The sequence below is a fragment of the Tersicoccus mangrovi genome (assembly GCF_036881825.1).
In the GTDB taxonomy this organism is placed as follows: Bacteria; Actinomycetota; Actinomycetes; order Actinomycetales; family Micrococcaceae; genus Tersicoccus; species Tersicoccus mangrovi.
Genome location: NZ_JBAJMW010000006.1, coordinates 122,089 through 137,754, shown reverse-complemented (window position 1 = coordinate 137,754; position 15,666 = coordinate 122,089). Strand labels below are relative to the sequence as shown.

Below are 15,666 nucleotides of genomic sequence, written 5' to 3'. Positions count from 1 at the left end.
CACGATGTCTGACCTCAGCATGCAACTGCCCGAGCGGCTCAGCCGACTGGGAGAGACCGGCCTGCTCATCCCGCTGCTGCGGCTGCTCGCCGACGGTGACCCCGTCACCGTCCAACAGCTGTCCGTGGCTGCGGGCCGCACGATCGACGAGGTACGGCTCGGACTGGCCGCGATGCAGGACACCGAGTACGACGACCAGGGCCGAATCGTCGGCCAGGGCCTCACGCTGCGCCCTACACCGCACCGGTTCACCGTCGACGGTGAGGAGCTCTACACCTGGTGCGCCCTGGACACCCTCATCTTCCCGGCCCTCCTCGATCGCCCAGCGCGCGTGGAGTCCGTCTCCCCGGCCAGCGGAGAGACGATCCGCGTCACCATCGATCCGGTTGCCGGTGTCACCGGCGTCACACCCCCGAGCGCCGTGGTGTCGCTGGTGAACCTGGAGCAGATCACCTCGATCCGCTCGGCCTTCTGCAACCAGGTGCACTATTTCGCCTCCGTCGACGACGCCACCGGGTGGCTCTCTGAGCATCCCGGTGCCGAGGTGGTGTCGGTGGCCGAGGCCTACCGGATCGGCAACGAGCTCACAACGAGCCTGCTCGACCTGCTTCAGGACGACACCCCGGTGGCCGACGACTGTCCCCGCTGCTGTTGACCCGCGACACAGAAGGATTCGAGAACGCTATGACCTCCAAACACGACGACCGAACGCGAGGCGGTGGCCTACTCCTGGGAGCCGGTGCCGTGCTCCTCATGACGATCTGCTGCGCGCTGCCCGTGCTCATCGCCGGCGGAATGCTTACTGGCATCGGCGGGCTCCTTCTCGGCAACCCGTGGGTGATCGGCGTGGGCATTGCGCTCCTCGCGATCGTGCTGCTCGTCGTCGTCCGCCGCCGAACCCGCCGCGGCCGTGTCGAACCTGACTGCTGCCCGCCCACCGAATCCGCTCACCGCACCGACCCGAAGGGCGAACAGAACCAATGATCAGCTCCCGCGCCCGTCGTTCGCTCGCCACCCTCCTGCTCGCAGGCTCGCTCATCCTGACCGCCTGCGGCACCGTTGATAAGGATCCCGTCTCTGCCGAGACTGCCACCGCCGCGACGGTGACCAGCATCGACGCTCAGCGGATCAGCCTGCCCGCCGCCGGGAAGCCCACCGCGGTGTTCTTCTTCTCCGTCGGCTGCGGCGAATGCGTCGGCGGAGTCCGATCCCTCGGTCAGGCGGCAGCCGCGGCCGAGGAGGCCGGCATCGATGCCCAGTTCCTCGCCGTCGACATGGATCCGCGCGAACCTACCGAGACCATTCAGAGGTTCATGGAGTACGTCGACGCCGTGCATGTCCCCGCCGCCATCGACGAGGGCGCGGCGCTGTCCCAGCGCTTCGGGGTCGCCGCGCTGTCTACACTGATCATCGTCGACAGTGACGGACAGGTGACCTTCCGCGCCACCGACCCCGACGCCGATACGATCGTCTCCGCGCTCCACAAGGCCGGGGCCTGAGCGATGGGCGGCCTCCTCGCCCTTGCCTTCGCCGCCGGGATGATCGCCCCCGTCAATCCCTGCGGCTTCGCGCTGCTCCCGGCCTGGATCACCCATGCGCTGGGCGACGCCGCCTCTTCCTCAGCCCCGGTGCGCCTGCTGCGCGCCCTACGGGCTGGCCTCGCGCTGACGATCGGGTTTGCGGGCACGCTCGCCTTGGCTGGCGTCGCGGTAAGCGCCGGCGCACGGGGCCTGATCCAGGCCGCCCCAGCCCTCGGCCTCGCCGTCGGGATCCTGTTGGTGCTGCTCGGCGGGGCGATGCTAGCCGGACGCTCTATGTCCCTCCGGCTTCCCGGCATACCCGGCCGCGCAATCGAACGGCTGCCCAGCGCCGTGCGCATGGTCGTCTTCGGCGTCGGCTACGCCGCGGCCTCGCTGTCGTGCACCTTCGGCGTACTCCTCGCGGTCATCGCCCAGGCCCAGGCGACAGCCAGTTTCGTCGGGCTGCTCCTCGTCTTCGCCATCTATGCCGCCGGCTCCGCCACCGTCCTGCTGCTTGTCGCCGTGGTCGCCGCCGTAGCCGGTTCTGTGCTGTCCAGGCGGATCGCCGCACTGACACGATTCGTTCCCAAGGTCACCGCCGCCGTCCTGATCCTCACCGGCGTCTACCTGGCTTGGTACTGGTTTCCAGTTGTCGTCGGCGATGCCCCTTCCGCAGGGCGCACCGACGTCGCCGCTGTCTCGGCGACGATATCGAACTGGCTCCAAAGCAACACCGGCGTCATCGCCGGCCTGTCTACCACCGTGGTGCTCATCGTGCTACTAAGCGGATTCCTTCATCAACGCCGTCGGAACTCCGGACGGAGGACCGAGGAGGACTGCTGCGACCCTCAGTCGACGCACTCTCCCGGGGACCGGCCGAGCGTGCCGACCGAGCGGCATTGAGCGGCTCCTGCACGTCAAGGTCATACGACGTGGTTGACCGGAACGACGAACTCGGACACCAGACGCCCTCCCACCCGACGCCGATCATCGGACACGGCGTGGGTGTTGTTCGTGGCCTATGTCGAAGGAGAGCGCGGCCACGATCAAGACGAGTTGACCGCCGAGCAGAATCGGTGCCGCCCGATTCTCACGACGTGACATCCCTGGAAACGTCATCGTCAGATTTCAGTGCAGGACGACTGGGAGGGGCATGCCGACGCGCTCGACGACCGCGGCGGCGTAGGCGGTGCTGTTCGCGCCGATCGCGTTGGACCAGGCGATCGCGGAGGAGATGTCCAGGCCAGTCAGCCGGCTGAGAACGACGGGTGGGAGTTCCTGCGCGAGCGCTATCAGCGCGCCGGTGCGGGCAAGTCGCGGCGGGATGCCGGCAGCGCGGAGCCGGGTATTCAGCGTGTCGGGGGCCATGTGATGCCCGGCCCGGGTTCCGGGATAGACCCACTCCTGTTCGATGCTCTCCACGAACATGCGAGGCGCGGTGCGGTTGCTGGCGGCTCCCGCGGCCGCCGGCGCGAGCTCGGCGGGGAGCACGAGAGGTTCCTGGCCGAGGCGGACGACCACGGCCTGGTCCGTGACGGTGACGTCTTCCGCGCGCAACTGGACGATCTTCGCCGCCCGGACGCCGAACATGAGCATCAGCCCCGCGGCGAGCTTCGTGTGCGGGTTGATGGACGGGTCGGAGGTGACATCGGCGAGCAGCCGCCAGCGTTCCTCGTCGCTCATGGCTTGCGGGCTCAAGGCTCCTGATGGCGGGCGTGGAGCGGTGAGCGGTCGGGATGCGCCGGCCCGTGCGGTCCAGGTCAGGAAGTGGTGCAGGAACGGGCGTCGGCCGCCGGTGAGCCATTCATCGACATCCGCCTGGGTGAGGGACACGAGAGAACCTCCGCGGGTATGGATCCATTCCAGCAGTTCGATGATCCCCGCGATCTCGAGCCGCCGCCAGGACAGCTGGCCTGATCGGGACGGCATCGTGTTGCGGCGCAGTGCGCGCAGGTGTCGCCATCGCGCGTATTGGGTGACGGTGCGCTGTTCACCCGGGTCGGGGATCTCGGCAAGTGCGCTGTCGAGCCAGAGCTCGAACCGGGCGAGCAGCTCGTCCCGCGGTGGGAGCAGCCCGTGGTCGATGAGCACGGACCGAACCGCTCGGGTCTGATACTCCGAGCCGGCCTGGTCGAGGTAGGCGTGAGTGCGCAGGGATGGGGCGGTGAGCACTCGGGTGATCAGCGTGCAGGCGACGGTGCCGCGTTCGAAGGCGTAGACGATCTTCGACGGAGCACCCTGGAACCACCGCTCTCGCAGATGCGCGATGCGTGCATCGGAGGCGGCGAGCTCGTCGGGCACCATCTCCCGGATCATCTGATCGGCTCGGCAACGGGGGCAGAGCTTCGCGATCAGCCGTGTGATGGTCCCGCAGCTGGTGCAGGGGCGGAACGACTCCGGTTGGCGGGGATAGCAGAGCGGGCAGAACGGCCGGCCCTCGATCCGGCCGTTCACTATCCGAGCGTCTCCGCAGCTTGTGCAGGTCTCGATGATCGGCGGAACGCAGGCCCAGCAGAGATAGCCGGAGCCGTCTTCGGTGCGCTTGTGGCGCAGCCGGACCTCCCCGCAGCTCACGCAGGGCTGGCGAGGGTTGGAGCACTGCTCGCAGGCGGCGCGCGCGGTTCCCGGCCAGCGGCATTGCCGCTCGTTCCCGCAGATCGTGCAGGTGTCGACGCTGGCCTTGTCGGAGCAGGGTTTGCAGATCGCTTTCTCGCTGCCGTGGAACAAACAGGGCGCAAGCTCCCCGCAGTCCGTGCAGGTGTCCAGCCGGGAGGAGCTCCGACACGTTGAACACAGCGGGCCCTCCGGGCTGCGGTAGGCGATCAGTCGATGGTTGCCGCAGCTCACGCAGACGGCGTTCTCGTCGGGGAGCTTGTTCGTGCAGCGTTGGCAGAGTCGCCGCCCGTCGGAGAGCACCCGCTCCAGGTTGGTGACGTCGTCGCAGCCATCGCAGGGGGCATGGTGCGCGATCCGGTAGCAGCGTCGGCAGCTCACTCGTCCCTCGACGCGTTCGGTGAGCGTGCGCGTGGTGCCGCAGCCTCCGCAGCGTCGTTCGGGCAGACGCGCGCCGTCCGCGTGGAGAAGGTCGTAGAACGTGCCGAACAGCACAGAGCCCGCGGCCGGGTCGGAGAACCACTCCGCGCCGTGGGCCTGCAGCTCGAGCATCAGCCGCACTCGGCGGTCCCTCCCGTCCGCCGCCATCTGCTCCACCGCTCGAAGGATGGTCGCGGTCGCGACACGGCGATGGCGGCGGACTTGCTCGACGATGCGCTCGGCCGCTTCGGGTTTCATGTCGACCCAGCATCGTTTGCAGTACGCGCTCTCACCGGGCCCTGTCTGCACGCGGCGGGTGTGCCCGCAACGATCACAGAGTCCGCTCCTGGAAGCGAGACGGCGACCGCATGGAGCGCAGATCCGCCCGGTCGGCGTGCGCTGCAGCAGCTTCCGCAGCCCGCCGCAGTGTGCGCAACGCGGCGGTCGGACAGTCCGCGCTCCAGCCTCGTGGAGGCGAAGCAACAGACTTGCCAGAGCCGGCGTGGTCTGCGGATCCGCCGCGGTGAGCAGCCCGGGTGCCTGCGTGACCAGGTCGAGCGTCCGGCGGGCAACCGGCAGCTGCCGGAACGAGCCGTTCACGATCTCGGCGATCCGCTCACGCGGAAGAGCCTGCTCGACGGCGGCGATCTGCGTGGTCAGCGCGGCGAAGACCGGGTCAAGCATCCGGCGGGAGAATCTGCGCCCTACGCGGCTTCAGGCCCGACTCCCGGAGTCGGTTCGTCGCCGAATCGCCCCGCTCCGGCCCAGGATCGGTCGTCCCGGTCGCTGCGACCGCGCTGCCGAGGACCACCCGCGGCGCGAGCTCCTCGAACGTGCAATCGAAGATGTCCAGCAGCGCGACCAGCGCCTGCATGTTCATCCGCTCCGGCTTCTCCGCGGCGAGCCGATATACCTGGCTCGTCGACAAGTAGACGCCCCGCTCTTCCAGCAGCGGGACCAGCTTCGTCGTGGAGAACATTCCCGCCGCCGCCATCACCTCCCGAAGCCGCCACTCAAACCCGATCAGTCTCATCGCCCGCTCTCTTCCTCATCGCGCGGCCTGTGCCGCGTCTTCTCGATCGCCTGACTCATCATCGTGTTCATGTAGTCCGCGCTCACGCCCGTATAGATCGCCGTCGTCGACTGGTGCAGGTGCCCGACCTGACGTTGCACGAACGCGGGATCGACCCCGGACTCGATCAGGTGGGTCACGTAGGAATGACGCAGCGCGTGCGGCGTCAACACCTCATCCAGCCCCAGCGCCGTCCGGTAGACGGCGAACCTCGACGCCAGCTCCCGCGTGCGCAGCCTCGTCCCGCGTTCCGAGACCCAGAGCGCCGGCGACCCGTCCCGGACCATCAACGGACGCACCTGCTCGACATACTCCTGAAGAGCCTCAACCGCCCAGCCGAACAACGACACGACCGCCCGCCGTTTCGGCGGCCCGCCCCGCGACGACTTCCCGTGCCGGATCTGCATCACACCGAACTCCCCGAACTGTGGAGCCTTCGAATTCCTGTAGAAGTCGGTCACATCAAGCCCAACCGCCTCGCTCGCCCGCATCCCCCATGCGTAGACGACCTTGAACAGCGTCGCGTCCCGGAACGCAGGCAGAGCACCCTTGCGGCGCTCGTCCAGCAACCGCGTCACCTCGGCGTCAGCATGATCCAGCAAGCGCTGCAGCTCCGACCGCGTCAACGGGCGTCGCCCCGGCTTGCCCTCGTAATCCTGCAGGTGCGCGAGCGTGTTCCATTCATGGCAGACCTGAACCGGGTGCGTCCCGAAACGCTCCATGCACTCGTCAACCCAGCCGTAGTGCGGCGAGCAGATGTAATCGCAGAACGCGCGCACCGCCCCCTGGTACGACCGGATCGTCGACGCTTCGACCTTCCGTTGCGACACCAGCGCCATCCACTCGTCAAAGTCGCCCGCGGACCACTCCCACGGCTTCTTGCCCGCGTACGACTCGAACCTCCGGACCACGCCCAAAGCGCGCGACACCGAATCCTCCTTGAGATGTCGGCCACCGATCTGCTGCATCCGCCAGCCCTCGATCATCGCCTCAAACACGGCCTCATGAGCGTTGAGGAACGACACCCCGCCCGCAAGATACAGTGACGACGCACCGTGTGGAACTCGTCCCATCAACCACCCAATCCATCCACATAACGCGCTAATCGTGCATTAGATGCGAATCTATCAGCCCGTCAGACCTCGTCGCGCGGAAAATCGCGGGGCTATCGAAACGACCGATAGCCTTTCTGACGCAGACGCCCGTTCGGATCTCGCATCTGATGCAATACCGCGGGGAATGGGGCATGATCGCCCGCTCCTCCAACTACGAGCTCTACGGGGACCTCTCCTCCCGCACCATGGAGCTGCTGGGCCGGTACGCCGCCTGGCAGGAGGTCTACTCGATCGACGAGAGTTTCCTCGGGCTGGACGCGCGCCGCGGCGCCTACACCGAGCAGGGCCGGGTGATCCGCGCCGCCGTCGCGAAGCACACCGGACTGCCCGTGTGCGTCGGCATCGCCCCCACCAAGACCCTGGCCAAGTTCGCCAACCGGATCGCCAAGCAGAATCCGCATCTGGGCGGGGTGTGCGACCTGGAGGCCATGCCGGCCGGGCACGTGGACGCCATCATGGCCCGTGTGCCGGTGACCGGGTTGTGGGGAATTGCCTCCCGGCTGGGCAAGCGGCTGAACCTGCTCGGCATCGAGACGGTCGCCCAGCTGCGCGACGCCGATCCGGTGATGATCAGGGACCGGTTCAACGTCGTCGTGATGCGCACCGTGCTCGAGCTGCGCGGGACCCCCTGCATCGAGCTCGAGCCCGTCAGACCGGACAAGCAGCAGATGATCTTCAGCCGCTCCTTCTCCACCCCGGTCACAGGTGCCGAGCGGATGGCCCAGGTGATGGGCCTGTACGCCCAGTCCGCGGCCGCGCGCCTGGCCAAGGAGGGGCAGGTCGCCAAGATCATGACCGTGTTCGCCTCCACCAGCCGGTTCCGCGACGACGTCGTCTCCTCGATCGTCTCGGCGACCGTGCGGATGCCCAACCCCACCGCGGACCCCGTGCTGCTGTCCCGCGCCGCGATCGAGACGATCCGCGCCCGCGTCGTCAACGGGGCGCCCTACGTCAAGGCCGGGGTGATGCTGACCGGGTTGGAGCCGGCCGGAGCCGCCCCCGTGTTCGACCAGTTCATCAGCGTCCACGAGCAGCGCGACATCGGCCGGGTCCTCGCCGACGTCAACGCCCGGTTCGGCGCCCACACCCTGGGCCTCGGCCGCGCCGGGATGACCCGACCACCGGAGTGGACGATGAAGCGAGACCGGATGTCCCCGCGGTACACCACCGAGTGGGACGAGCTGCTCACCGTCAAGGCCGGCTGACGACGGAGTAGAAGTCTCGGGTGCTAGGTCGTGCCGACGTCGCGCCGCGCTGCTTTGCGACGGCTCACGCTGGTCTTCAATACCGCGGGAACATAGAGCCGCGCATCATACGGCGCGCGATGCGGCGGGCAGTCTCCGGACTCATGGGTGCGCGGTCCGGTTGCGGGACGTCGACCGAGGGTGGGCCGTCGACGAGCTGCCGCTCTCGCTCGAGCTTGGCCAGGATGGCCGGGGTGGGGTTCTCGCATGGGCCGGCCGCGCCGCCGACGCACCAGTGCGGGTGCTTCACGGCGGTGGTCGCGGTGGTCACCGTGATGATCTTCGGGTCGCCGTAGATGCGAGCGTCGCGGACGAGCTGGTCGATGAAGAAGTCGCCGGACAGCTGGTTGCACCATGGGCAGACGAACCCCAGGTAGGCGCCCCCGGAGGTCTTGGAGGTCCGGGTGTCCAGCCGCGCCAGCCGCAGCCCCATGGCGTCCGCCTGTGCCGCGGCGGCCGCCCGCACGACGGGATCGGACTCGGGCCGGTCCGGGGCGAAGAGACTGGGCCGGAACGCGCTGCGCGCCTCGACACCGCACCGTCCGGTGACGATCGTCTGCTGGACGTCCCAGACCGCGAACTCGCGCTTGCATCGGTAGCAGTCATCGCCCACCACGATTAGCTCGGTGCGGGACGGACCCGTGTCGGCCAGGTGGGTGCGGTGCTGGATTCTCCCAGTCAGCAGCCCGTGGACCGCGTCGGCCAGCGGCATCACTTTCCCGCCGATGGCGACCTCGGCGTCGGTGCCTTCGATTCGAAGATCGAAGATGGGTATCTCCTTGCCAGCCGGGGGCAGATGGTCGGCGCGGCGGGCGAACCAGGCGGTGCGGGAGATGTCCGCCGCGGCGTACCGGGCTGTCCGGGCTCGGTACGCCTGCTCGTCCTGGCGGCTCCACTGGACTTCGAAGACGATGCGGTGGCCGTGCCGGTTGGTCACCATGACGTCGGCGATCCATTCCTCGGCCACCCCGTCGACGTCGGTGTGCCCGCGGACCTCGGGCTCGGCGTCGTACCCGGCGGCGCGGGCGGCCTTCACGATGATGGACTTGGCGAGGAGGTGCTCAGGCGTCTCACGGGCGCTGCAGCCGTCCCCACCTGGGTTGTGCACGAAGTACTGGGTGCCGAGCTTGCTGACCTTCCCGTGGCCGGGTAGCCCACAGGGCAGCGTCAGGACCCTCCGCTTCGCTCGCACATCGGCCTTCAACGCGTCGAACTCATCGGCGCTCAGGTCGGTGCTCGCAACCCGCTTACCGTTGACCAACCCCACCAACGGCATGCCGTCCCCCGTTCCGCCGGCGCCCCCTGCGCCACCGCGACGGGATCAGGCTACCGAGCGCCGCAGCTGGGCGTTGGGAGGACCGAAGGGCTCAGCCAGCCTTCCGGTCAATGACGCGCTGGATGTCCGCGGGAACGGAGCGGCCCCTCTTCTCGGCGACCTTGGCGTAGGCACGCGCAGCCGCGAGACGGTTCTCTTCGTTCTTCGCCACGAATCGTCCGGTCGTGGCCGATCGCGTCGCTGCAGAGGTCTTCTTGTTGGGGGTAGCCATTCCGCCTCCCTTCCTTGCGGTCATTCTGCCGGGTCCTCGTCCTCGTCGTCCACCGACGGGTCCGTCGCCGGCTCTTGAACACCGAGCCGGCTCAGGATCCGGAGAGCGAGATTGAGTTCGTCGTCGCCGGGCGCCGTCTCGGCGAACTGCTGCAGGGCTTCGATGCCGAGGTACTGGCTCTCAGAGTCGCCGTCGATCTGTTCGATCGCCCATTTCATCTGGTCCCACCAGCGGTCGACCCGGGCGGCGTCGTCCTGCCGCTCGGAGTTCTCCCGCTGGGCAGCCACTCCTTCTCGCTGAGCCGAAGCGTTGATGCGGGCGGCCAGATAGGCCACGCCGGCGGCCAGGACCGCGGCCGTGCCAGCGAATCCCGGGGAGTGCAGCCATCCGTCCACCCACGTCCAGAATGCGCCACCGCCCTGAAGGTCAACCGATCCGACCACGTGGCCGGTCAGGTAACCGACCAGGAGGCCACCGACCAAGGCGGCGGATGCGGGGAGGTAGCGACGGACCTTCGAGCGGGATCGGGCGGTCAGCGGGGCGATCGTCAACGGTGGTGCTCCTCTCAGCCGGGTCAACCAGTATGAGGCCTGCGCACAGGCCGTGGGGCTGGGCGTGCGGGCTCGGCCGCGATCAGAGCGCCGCCATGCCCTCCCGGTTCGGGAACTGGAGCCGCGTCCACAAGACGTCCGGCACCCACCTGATCCGTTCCTCGAGAACAACGACCTGACCCTCGGATTCGAGGCTGCGCACGGTGGGCGGCTGCCGTTCGGACACGCACATCGCTGAGCCCTCCGGTCACCGTCCCGGAGGCAGCCCGAGGAGGGGCGGCACCTGGCCGCCCTCGTAGATCGACTCGATGGCCGGGGCGATGTACTCGCTGACGGTGGACCCGTCGGGCATGACGATGTGCGCCAGGAACTCCTGCTCGAAGGTGACGATCCCGGACTGGACGGCCTCCAGCTTGGCCTTGATCACCAGCACCAGGGCGCGCCAGATCTGCCGGGTCGCCTGCTCGTACGCCTTCTCCGTCTCCGCGCGAGTGCGCCGGAGATCGCGGCTCGGCGTGTGGGTGAAGCGCCGTTCGTTCGGGTCCGGCATGGCCAGGGCGAACCGGATGCGCCGGCCGTTGGCCTCGAACTGGACCTGGGCACGGGTCTCGGACCAGCCGTAGGAGAAGCCGGTGGCGCCGTACCGGCGCAAGGCCTTCTCGATCTCGGCCCGGGAGGCCTCGACGGTGACCGTCGTGGTGCGGGCGTAGTCGCTCACGCCACGGCCTGCCGGGACCGGGCGAGCCGGTGCACGTACCGCAGCAGCCCCATCGTCTGATCCACCCCGGTCCGGTCGGTACGGGCGGCCTCGGAGGCACGCATCCGATCCATCTCCTCCTGCCCCGCGGCGTGCACGGTGACCAGATGTTCGACCAGGGCGTCGGCGTCGGGGAAGAGGCGGTCGTGATCGTCCGGGCCCCACGGCCGGGCCACCGGCTCCCCGCCGGCGGTCAGTCCGGTCAGGTCCATCGGCCGGCCGATGGCGGTATCCTCGGCGCTCAGGGTGCTGGTGCTCATGGGGGCCCTCCGGTGGTGCAGTTGTGGTGTTGCCAGGGGACATACGCAGACGCGGGGCGACGACCGGCGTTCAGGCGCCGACCTGGTGCTGGATGCTGGTGAAGATGTCCCGGACGTTCTGCTCGTGGTCCCCGTCGTCGGGTTCGGCGCGGAAGTCCTCGAGCATCGTGGCCAGCACGTTGTCCCGGCTGAAGCCCTCGAGGGCCTGCCCGTCCTGAAGGACGGCGACGTCGCCGGTGGTCAGGTCGCAGGTGAGGGTGTGCTCGATCTCGTTTTCGTAGTCGTGCAGCACGGCCTCCCCGTGGACGCCGCCGTCCTGGTCGGTGTGCAGGCGCACGGACTGGGCCTCGTAGACGTCGCCCTCCCCGACGAACGGGTGGTCGGTCGGGTCGGTCTCGCTGTCCTGCCACAGGGTCCGGCCGGTGGCGCGCAGGTTGACGCCGGCGTCGGTCTTCTCGGTGGCCTTGAACTGGCCGCCCTGGCTGGCGGCGGCGCCGCGCAGGTGCCGGATCGGGGTGCTCATGGTGGGGTCCTTCGGGGCGGTGATCGGATCGGTCACCCGGTCTGTGTACGGCGCGACGCCTGATCAGTCGAACAGGTGCGTGTGATCGGCGATGCCGTGCCGGGACAGGAGTCCGGCCATCTCGTGCCACCCCATGTTGCCGGCGACGACCAGGTCATCCAGCAGTTCACGATGCGCGCCGAGTGCAGCCAATCCGTCGTGGAAGGCTTCCAGCCGCAGGCTCGCGCGGTGGGGGTCGAGTCGGTACCAGCAGAGCGCGCACTCACCGGTGCCGTCCAGGTCCACCATCCACTTCTTCACGAGGCGCTGTCCGACCCACCGCTCGGGCTCACCGCTGTGCTGGTGGGCGCGGGTGTCCTCGACGCGGGTGTAGTGGGGCACGACCTGCTCAGGCTTCAGGGTGCTGACGACCGGAGCGGCGCAGAGCCGCAGTTACCCACAGCAGGCTCGCGCTGGCGAGCAGGATCGAGACCGACGCGACCGCGACCAGGGCTGTCATGAGGTCCGGCGTGAGGTGGAGGTGATCGGGGCCCGCGAAAGCCGTCGCCAGCATCACAGCAGGGATGACGATCGCGGCGATGAGGAGCGCGACGGCCCACTCGAGAAGGTTCGGCGGTTTCATGGAGTTCTCCTGCGTGTCGGGGTGGTGGACGTGTACGGCGTGTCGGCGGTCATGTGTGCGGACCGAGGGATCTTGCACGTCATCGGTGCAGGTGCAGGGCGTTGTCGATGGCGTGGCGGATCTCGGCCACGGGCACGGTACCGCCGGCCGGCTCCTGGTCCAGGCACGCATCCACGGCGTCGATTGCTGCGAGCAGGGCGCGGAGGTCGGCCGGGGCGTGGGCGATCAGGGGTGCGAGTCGTTCGTCGACCTCGGCGACCAGCCCGCCGCGCTCCGGCGGCGACCAGGCGGACTGTTCGACCTCGAAGACGTAGCGGCCGTCGACGGCCCACCGCTTGTCGACGATGGAGAGGCGGTCCCGGATTCCGGCCAGACGGGGATGGGGTGCGTCGAGCACGCTGCACCGATGGAGGCTCGCCGTCGCGAGTCGCTTCGCGTGGCGGCGGGATCGAAGCCACCCGCCGAGGAGCACGGCACCGAAGACGACCGGAGCGCCGAAGAGCAAGACCAGTCCGACTGCTCGCTCGTCGACGCCGGAGTCGCGGAGGGCAGGGAGGAGCATCGGGAACACGAGCGCGACAGCGAGCACGTACATCGCGGCTGCGGCGATGGCGTGGAACGTGCGCTGGTCGGACCCGTGTGGCTCGGTCGCTTGGGCGGATTGGTGCTGGAAGTTCATCGGGCGGTCTCCTTCGGGCGGGAGGTGGTCGCCTCGAGGGTGAGCATGGGGACGTGGGCGGCGAGGGCGAGGCGGATCGGCTCGGTGATCGTGATGAGCCCGTCCAGCAGTTTGGCCAGCCGCCGGTAGGAGGCGTTGCGCTGGGCCTCGTGCAGGCCCGCGTCCTCGATCTGGTCCAGCAGGATGCGGGCGTCCTTGAGGCGGCGCCGCTCGTCGACGCTGAACCGGGACTGGGCGATGCGGTGCGCGTACTGCTCGGCGGCGTCGAAGGAGGCGGCGAAGTCGCCCACGGAGGCCTGGAATCGGGCAACCTGCTCGGCGATGGGCTTGGCCGGCAGTGCATCGCGCAGGCCGAGGGCCTCTCGCATGGCGGTGACGAATCGCCGCACCATGACGTCGGCCGGGTCGGTCATCATCGGGTAGTCGATCTGCAGGCGCAGGTCGGTGGCGTACTCGGCCTGCCGCGCCAGCAGCGCCTTGAGCTCCACGTGGGCAGCGGACAGTCGGGCGGCCTGCTCGGTCGCCACGGAGCGGGCCGCCCGGAGCGAGGGCGCGACCTTGGTATGGATCAGCCACCCGATCCCGGCAACCAGGGCGAGAAGCAGGACGACCGCGCCAACGACTCCGAGGATGTTCAGCAGCCCCGTGATGTCCACCGGCTGCGAAGCCGCGGCGGGGGTAGTCGGGGCGGACGGCGTCGGGGTGGCGCTGGCTCGCGAGGACGGGGCACCGGCGGACTCCCCGGACGCCATCCGTGCGAGGTCCAGGGCGAAGTTCATCATCGGTTCGAACAGCAAAGCCCCCATCATCAGCATGACCCCTGCACCAATGGGCGCGGTGCCACCGGAGTAGGGGTTGGTGACCTTGCGGTAGACCCCAGTGATGACGAGCAGGGCGCCGATCCCGATCATGGCGAATCGGAGCAGCGAAGTGATGCCGACCGGGATCGCCGGGGCGGCATCACTGGCGGCAAGGACGGTGTGGGTCAGCATGGAGGTTCTCCTAGGTCAGGGGTCGTGACACCCATGTGTGCGGACTCGCCCGCCTCCCCCGCGTGCCGTGGGCAGTAGTCGCGCCGCATCCGGCCGCCGTCGGCGTCGCGGACGTTCAGCACCCACCCGGTGCCGTGAAGCCCGGCCCGGGCGTCGGCCGCGGTGTCACCGACGCCCGCGTCGATCCAATCGCCGCACGAGTCGCATTGAATCGTGATCAGCCGGTACGCGCTCACGCCGCGTCCGCCGTTGCGCCCGCCGCTTCGACCCGGCGCGGGTAACCCCAGTCGTGGCCGAACCACTGGCGGATGGTGACCTCGCTGGCCGGCGGCCGCGAGTAGACCTCGTCCGCCTCATGGCCGCGGACCACGTGCTCCCAGCCCTCGAGGAGGAGCTGGGCGTAGGCCTCGGCGCCAGCCTTCGACAGCTTCCGGCGCCGGTATGTGCCCAGCCAGGTGCCGTCGGCGGCCAGGTAGTGGGCCTCCACGAGGAACATGTCGGTGGGCACGTCGTCGACGGCGCGCCACGGCTCGCGTCCGAGGTCGGTCAGCCGCAGCGGGGACTCTGCGCCGCCGCTGCCGCTCCAGGTGATCATCTCCCGGCGCCGCAGGACTTCGAAGGTGGCGGGGTGGACGTCGCGGATGAGGACGGTCTCGCCGGCGGCGAGGCGGTCAAGGACGCACTGCTGGGCGTCAGGCAGACGAGGCATGAGGATCTCCGTTGGTCGTTTGTGGCCCTCATGTGTGCGGCAGAGGTGGCGACCCGCACCGCGGCGCTGTCAGCTGGTGCGGGCGGCGCGGTTCGTGCTTGATCTGGTGGGACGGCGTGCGACGGCTCCCGCGGTGGGCGCGCCGCCGCGCGTAGTCGTCCCGATCAGACCGACACCGGGGCCTTGATGGCCAGGTGCGGGTCGTAGCCGACTATCTTCACGTCCTCGACCCTGTAGTCGAAGAGGGAGTCGCGGTGGGCCAGCTGCAGGGTCGGGTAGGGCCGGGCCTTGCGCGTCAGCTGCTCCCGGACCTGGTCGACGTGGTTTTCGTAAATGTGGGCGTCGCCGAAGGTGTGCACGAACTCGCCGGGCTCGAGCCCGACCTGCGCGGCGATCATGTGGGTGAGCAGGGCGTAGGAGGCGATGTTGAACGGCACGCCAAGGAAGAGGTCCCCGGAGCGCTGGTAGAGCTGGCAGTTCAGCTTGGCCGGCCGACCGTGCTCGTCGGGGGTGACGTGGAACTGGAACATGGTGTGACACGGCGGCAACGCCATCTTGGGCACGTCGCCGACGTTCCAGGCGGAGACGATGTGGCGGCGGGAGAACGGGTCGGTTCGCAGGGCTTCGAGGAGGCCGGTGATCTGGCCGATGCCGCCGTCGGCGGACGTCCAGGACCGCCACTGGTGGCCGTACACCGGGCCGAGTGACCCGTCTTCGGCGGCCCACTCGGCCAGATGCGCACGTTCTGGTCGCGGAGGGTGTGCTCGTTGGTGTCGCCGGAGAGGATCCACAGCAGCTCGGCGATGATGCCCCGGGTGAACACCTTCTTCGTGGTGATCAGCGGGAAGCCGTCGGCGAGGTCGTACCGGATCTGGCGGCCGAAGACGCCGATCGTGCCGGTGCCGGTCCGGTCGGCACGCCGGACGCCGTTGGCCAGGACGTCGGCGAGGAGGTCCTCGTACGGGGTGGGGATGCTCATGGCTGCTCCTGGTGAGATGGTCTGCTTCTGTCGCGGATCATGCGTAGAGCGCGACGGGAGCCC

The 15,666-nt window shown here is 69.0% G+C and carries 19 protein-coding genes and 1 pseudogene; 5 read left to right on the top strand and 15 right to left on the bottom strand.

Features of this window, described 5'->3' with window-relative positions; translation table 11 throughout:
• The first annotated feature begins 4 nt into the window (after positions 1–4).
• The 4 genes from merB (at position 5) to V6N00_RS13200 (ending at position 2,423) form a co-directional block, all read left to right on the top strand.
• Entirely contained in the window at positions 5–655 is a 651-nt protein-coding gene (gene merB / locus V6N00_RS13215; protein WP_010155369.1) for an organomercurial lyase MerB, read from the top strand.
• An 89-nt stretch (positions 656–744) separates the two neighbouring features.
• Positions 745–984, top strand: a complete 240-nt coding sequence (locus V6N00_RS13210) for a hypothetical protein (RefSeq protein ID WP_010155370.1) — start codon at positions 745–747, stop codon at positions 982–984.
• A complete protein-coding gene (locus tag V6N00_RS13205) occupies positions 981–1,499 on the top strand; it encodes a TlpA family protein disulfide reductase (protein WP_006947551.1) in 519 nt (172 codons plus the stop codon). Before V6N00_RS13210 ends, V6N00_RS13205 begins: the two co-directional genes overlap by 4 nt.
• A gap of 3 nt (positions 1,500–1,502) precedes the next feature.
• Complete coding sequence (locus V6N00_RS13200; RefSeq protein WP_006947554.1) at positions 1,503–2,423, top strand: cytochrome c biogenesis CcdA family protein; 921 nt, start codon at positions 1,503–1,505, stop codon at positions 2,421–2,423.
• Between the two features lie 225 nt (positions 2,424–2,648).
• Here V6N00_RS13200 and V6N00_RS13195 read toward each other — a convergent pair whose 3' ends face one another.
• The 3 genes from V6N00_RS13195 to V6N00_RS13185 are packed head-to-tail and all read right to left on the bottom strand — an operon-like array spanning position 2,649 to position 6,623.
• Positions 2,649–5,237, bottom strand: a complete 2,589-nt coding sequence (locus V6N00_RS13195) for a hypothetical protein (RefSeq protein WP_131940745.1) — start codon at positions 5,235–5,237, stop codon at positions 2,649–2,651.
• Positions 5,230–5,586, bottom strand: coding sequence for a helix-turn-helix domain-containing protein (locus V6N00_RS13190; RefSeq protein ID WP_010155374.1), 357 nt, complete (start codon positions 5,584–5,586; stop codon positions 5,230–5,232). Before V6N00_RS13190 ends, V6N00_RS13195 begins: the two co-directional genes overlap by 8 nt.
• Positions 5,583–6,623 (bottom strand): tyrosine-type recombinase/integrase, encoded by a 1,041-nt coding sequence (locus V6N00_RS13185; RefSeq protein WP_334232900.1) that lies wholly within the window; start codon positions 6,621–6,623, stop codon positions 5,583–5,585. Before V6N00_RS13185 ends, V6N00_RS13190 begins: the two co-directional genes overlap by 4 nt.
• A gap of 248 nt (positions 6,624–6,871) precedes the next feature.
• On the opposite strand from V6N00_RS13185, the gene V6N00_RS13180 reads away from it, so the two are divergent.
• Positions 6,872–7,945, top strand: coding sequence for a DUF4113 domain-containing protein (locus tag V6N00_RS13180; protein ID WP_334232899.1), 1,074 nt, complete (start codon positions 6,872–6,874; stop codon positions 7,943–7,945).
• A gap of 76 nt (positions 7,946–8,021) precedes the next feature.
• On the opposite strand, the gene V6N00_RS13175 is transcribed toward V6N00_RS13180, so the two are convergent.
• The 12 genes and pseudogenes from V6N00_RS13175 to V6N00_RS13120 form a co-directional block, all read right to left on the bottom strand.
• The gene (locus tag V6N00_RS13175; RefSeq protein ID WP_334232898.1) at positions 8,022–9,260 is read right to left on the bottom strand and encodes a hypothetical protein; all 1,239 of its coding nucleotides are present in this window, start codon (positions 9,258–9,260) and stop codon (positions 8,022–8,024) included.
• A gap of 91 nt (positions 9,261–9,351) precedes the next feature.
• On the bottom strand, positions 9,352–9,531 hold the full coding sequence (locus V6N00_RS13170) for a hypothetical protein (RefSeq protein ID WP_334232897.1): 180 nt from the start codon (positions 9,529–9,531) through the stop codon (positions 9,352–9,354).
• Positions 9,532–9,551: 20 nt separating this feature from the next.
• The gene (locus tag V6N00_RS13165; protein ID WP_334232896.1) at positions 9,552–10,082 is read right to left on the bottom strand and encodes a hypothetical protein; all 531 of its coding nucleotides are present in this window, start codon (positions 10,080–10,082) and stop codon (positions 9,552–9,554) included.
• Positions 10,083–10,329: 247 nt separating this feature from the next.
• The gene (locus V6N00_RS13160) at positions 10,330–10,800 is read right to left on the bottom strand and encodes a hypothetical protein (RefSeq protein WP_334232895.1); all 471 of its coding nucleotides are present in this window, start codon (positions 10,798–10,800) and stop codon (positions 10,330–10,332) included.
• Positions 10,797–11,099 (bottom strand): hypothetical protein, encoded by a 303-nt coding sequence (locus V6N00_RS13155; RefSeq protein WP_334232894.1) that lies wholly within the window; start codon positions 11,097–11,099, stop codon positions 10,797–10,799. Before V6N00_RS13155 ends, V6N00_RS13160 begins: the two co-directional genes overlap by 4 nt.
• 70 nt (positions 11,100–11,169) lie before the next feature.
• The gene (locus tag V6N00_RS13150) at positions 11,170–11,658 is read right to left on the bottom strand and encodes a hypothetical protein (RefSeq protein ID WP_334232893.1); all 489 of its coding nucleotides are present in this window, start codon (positions 11,656–11,658) and stop codon (positions 11,170–11,172) included.
• A 27-nt stretch (positions 11,659–11,685) separates the two neighbouring features.
• Entirely contained in the window at positions 11,686–12,003 is a 318-nt protein-coding gene (locus V6N00_RS13145) for a hypothetical protein (protein WP_334232892.1), read from the bottom strand.
• A gap of 7 nt (positions 12,004–12,010) precedes the next feature.
• Entirely contained in the window at positions 12,011–12,244 is a 234-nt protein-coding gene (locus V6N00_RS13140) for a hypothetical protein (protein WP_334232891.1), read from the bottom strand.
• A 79-nt stretch (positions 12,245–12,323) separates the two neighbouring features.
• A complete protein-coding gene (locus V6N00_RS13135; protein ID WP_334232890.1) occupies positions 12,324–12,923 on the bottom strand; it encodes a hypothetical protein in 600 nt (199 codons plus the stop codon).
• Entirely contained in the window at positions 12,920–13,915 is a 996-nt protein-coding gene (locus V6N00_RS13130) for a hypothetical protein (RefSeq protein WP_334232889.1), read from the bottom strand. Before V6N00_RS13130 ends, V6N00_RS13135 begins: the two co-directional genes overlap by 4 nt.
• A gap of 232 nt (positions 13,916–14,147) precedes the next feature.
• Complete coding sequence (locus V6N00_RS13125; protein WP_334232888.1) at positions 14,148–14,624, bottom strand: hypothetical protein; 477 nt, start codon at positions 14,622–14,624, stop codon at positions 14,148–14,150.
• 164 nt (positions 14,625–14,788) lie between these two features.
• A pseudogene (locus V6N00_RS13120) lies at positions 14,789–15,603 on the bottom strand (thymidylate synthase).
• Positions 15,604–15,666: the final 63 nt, after the last annotated feature.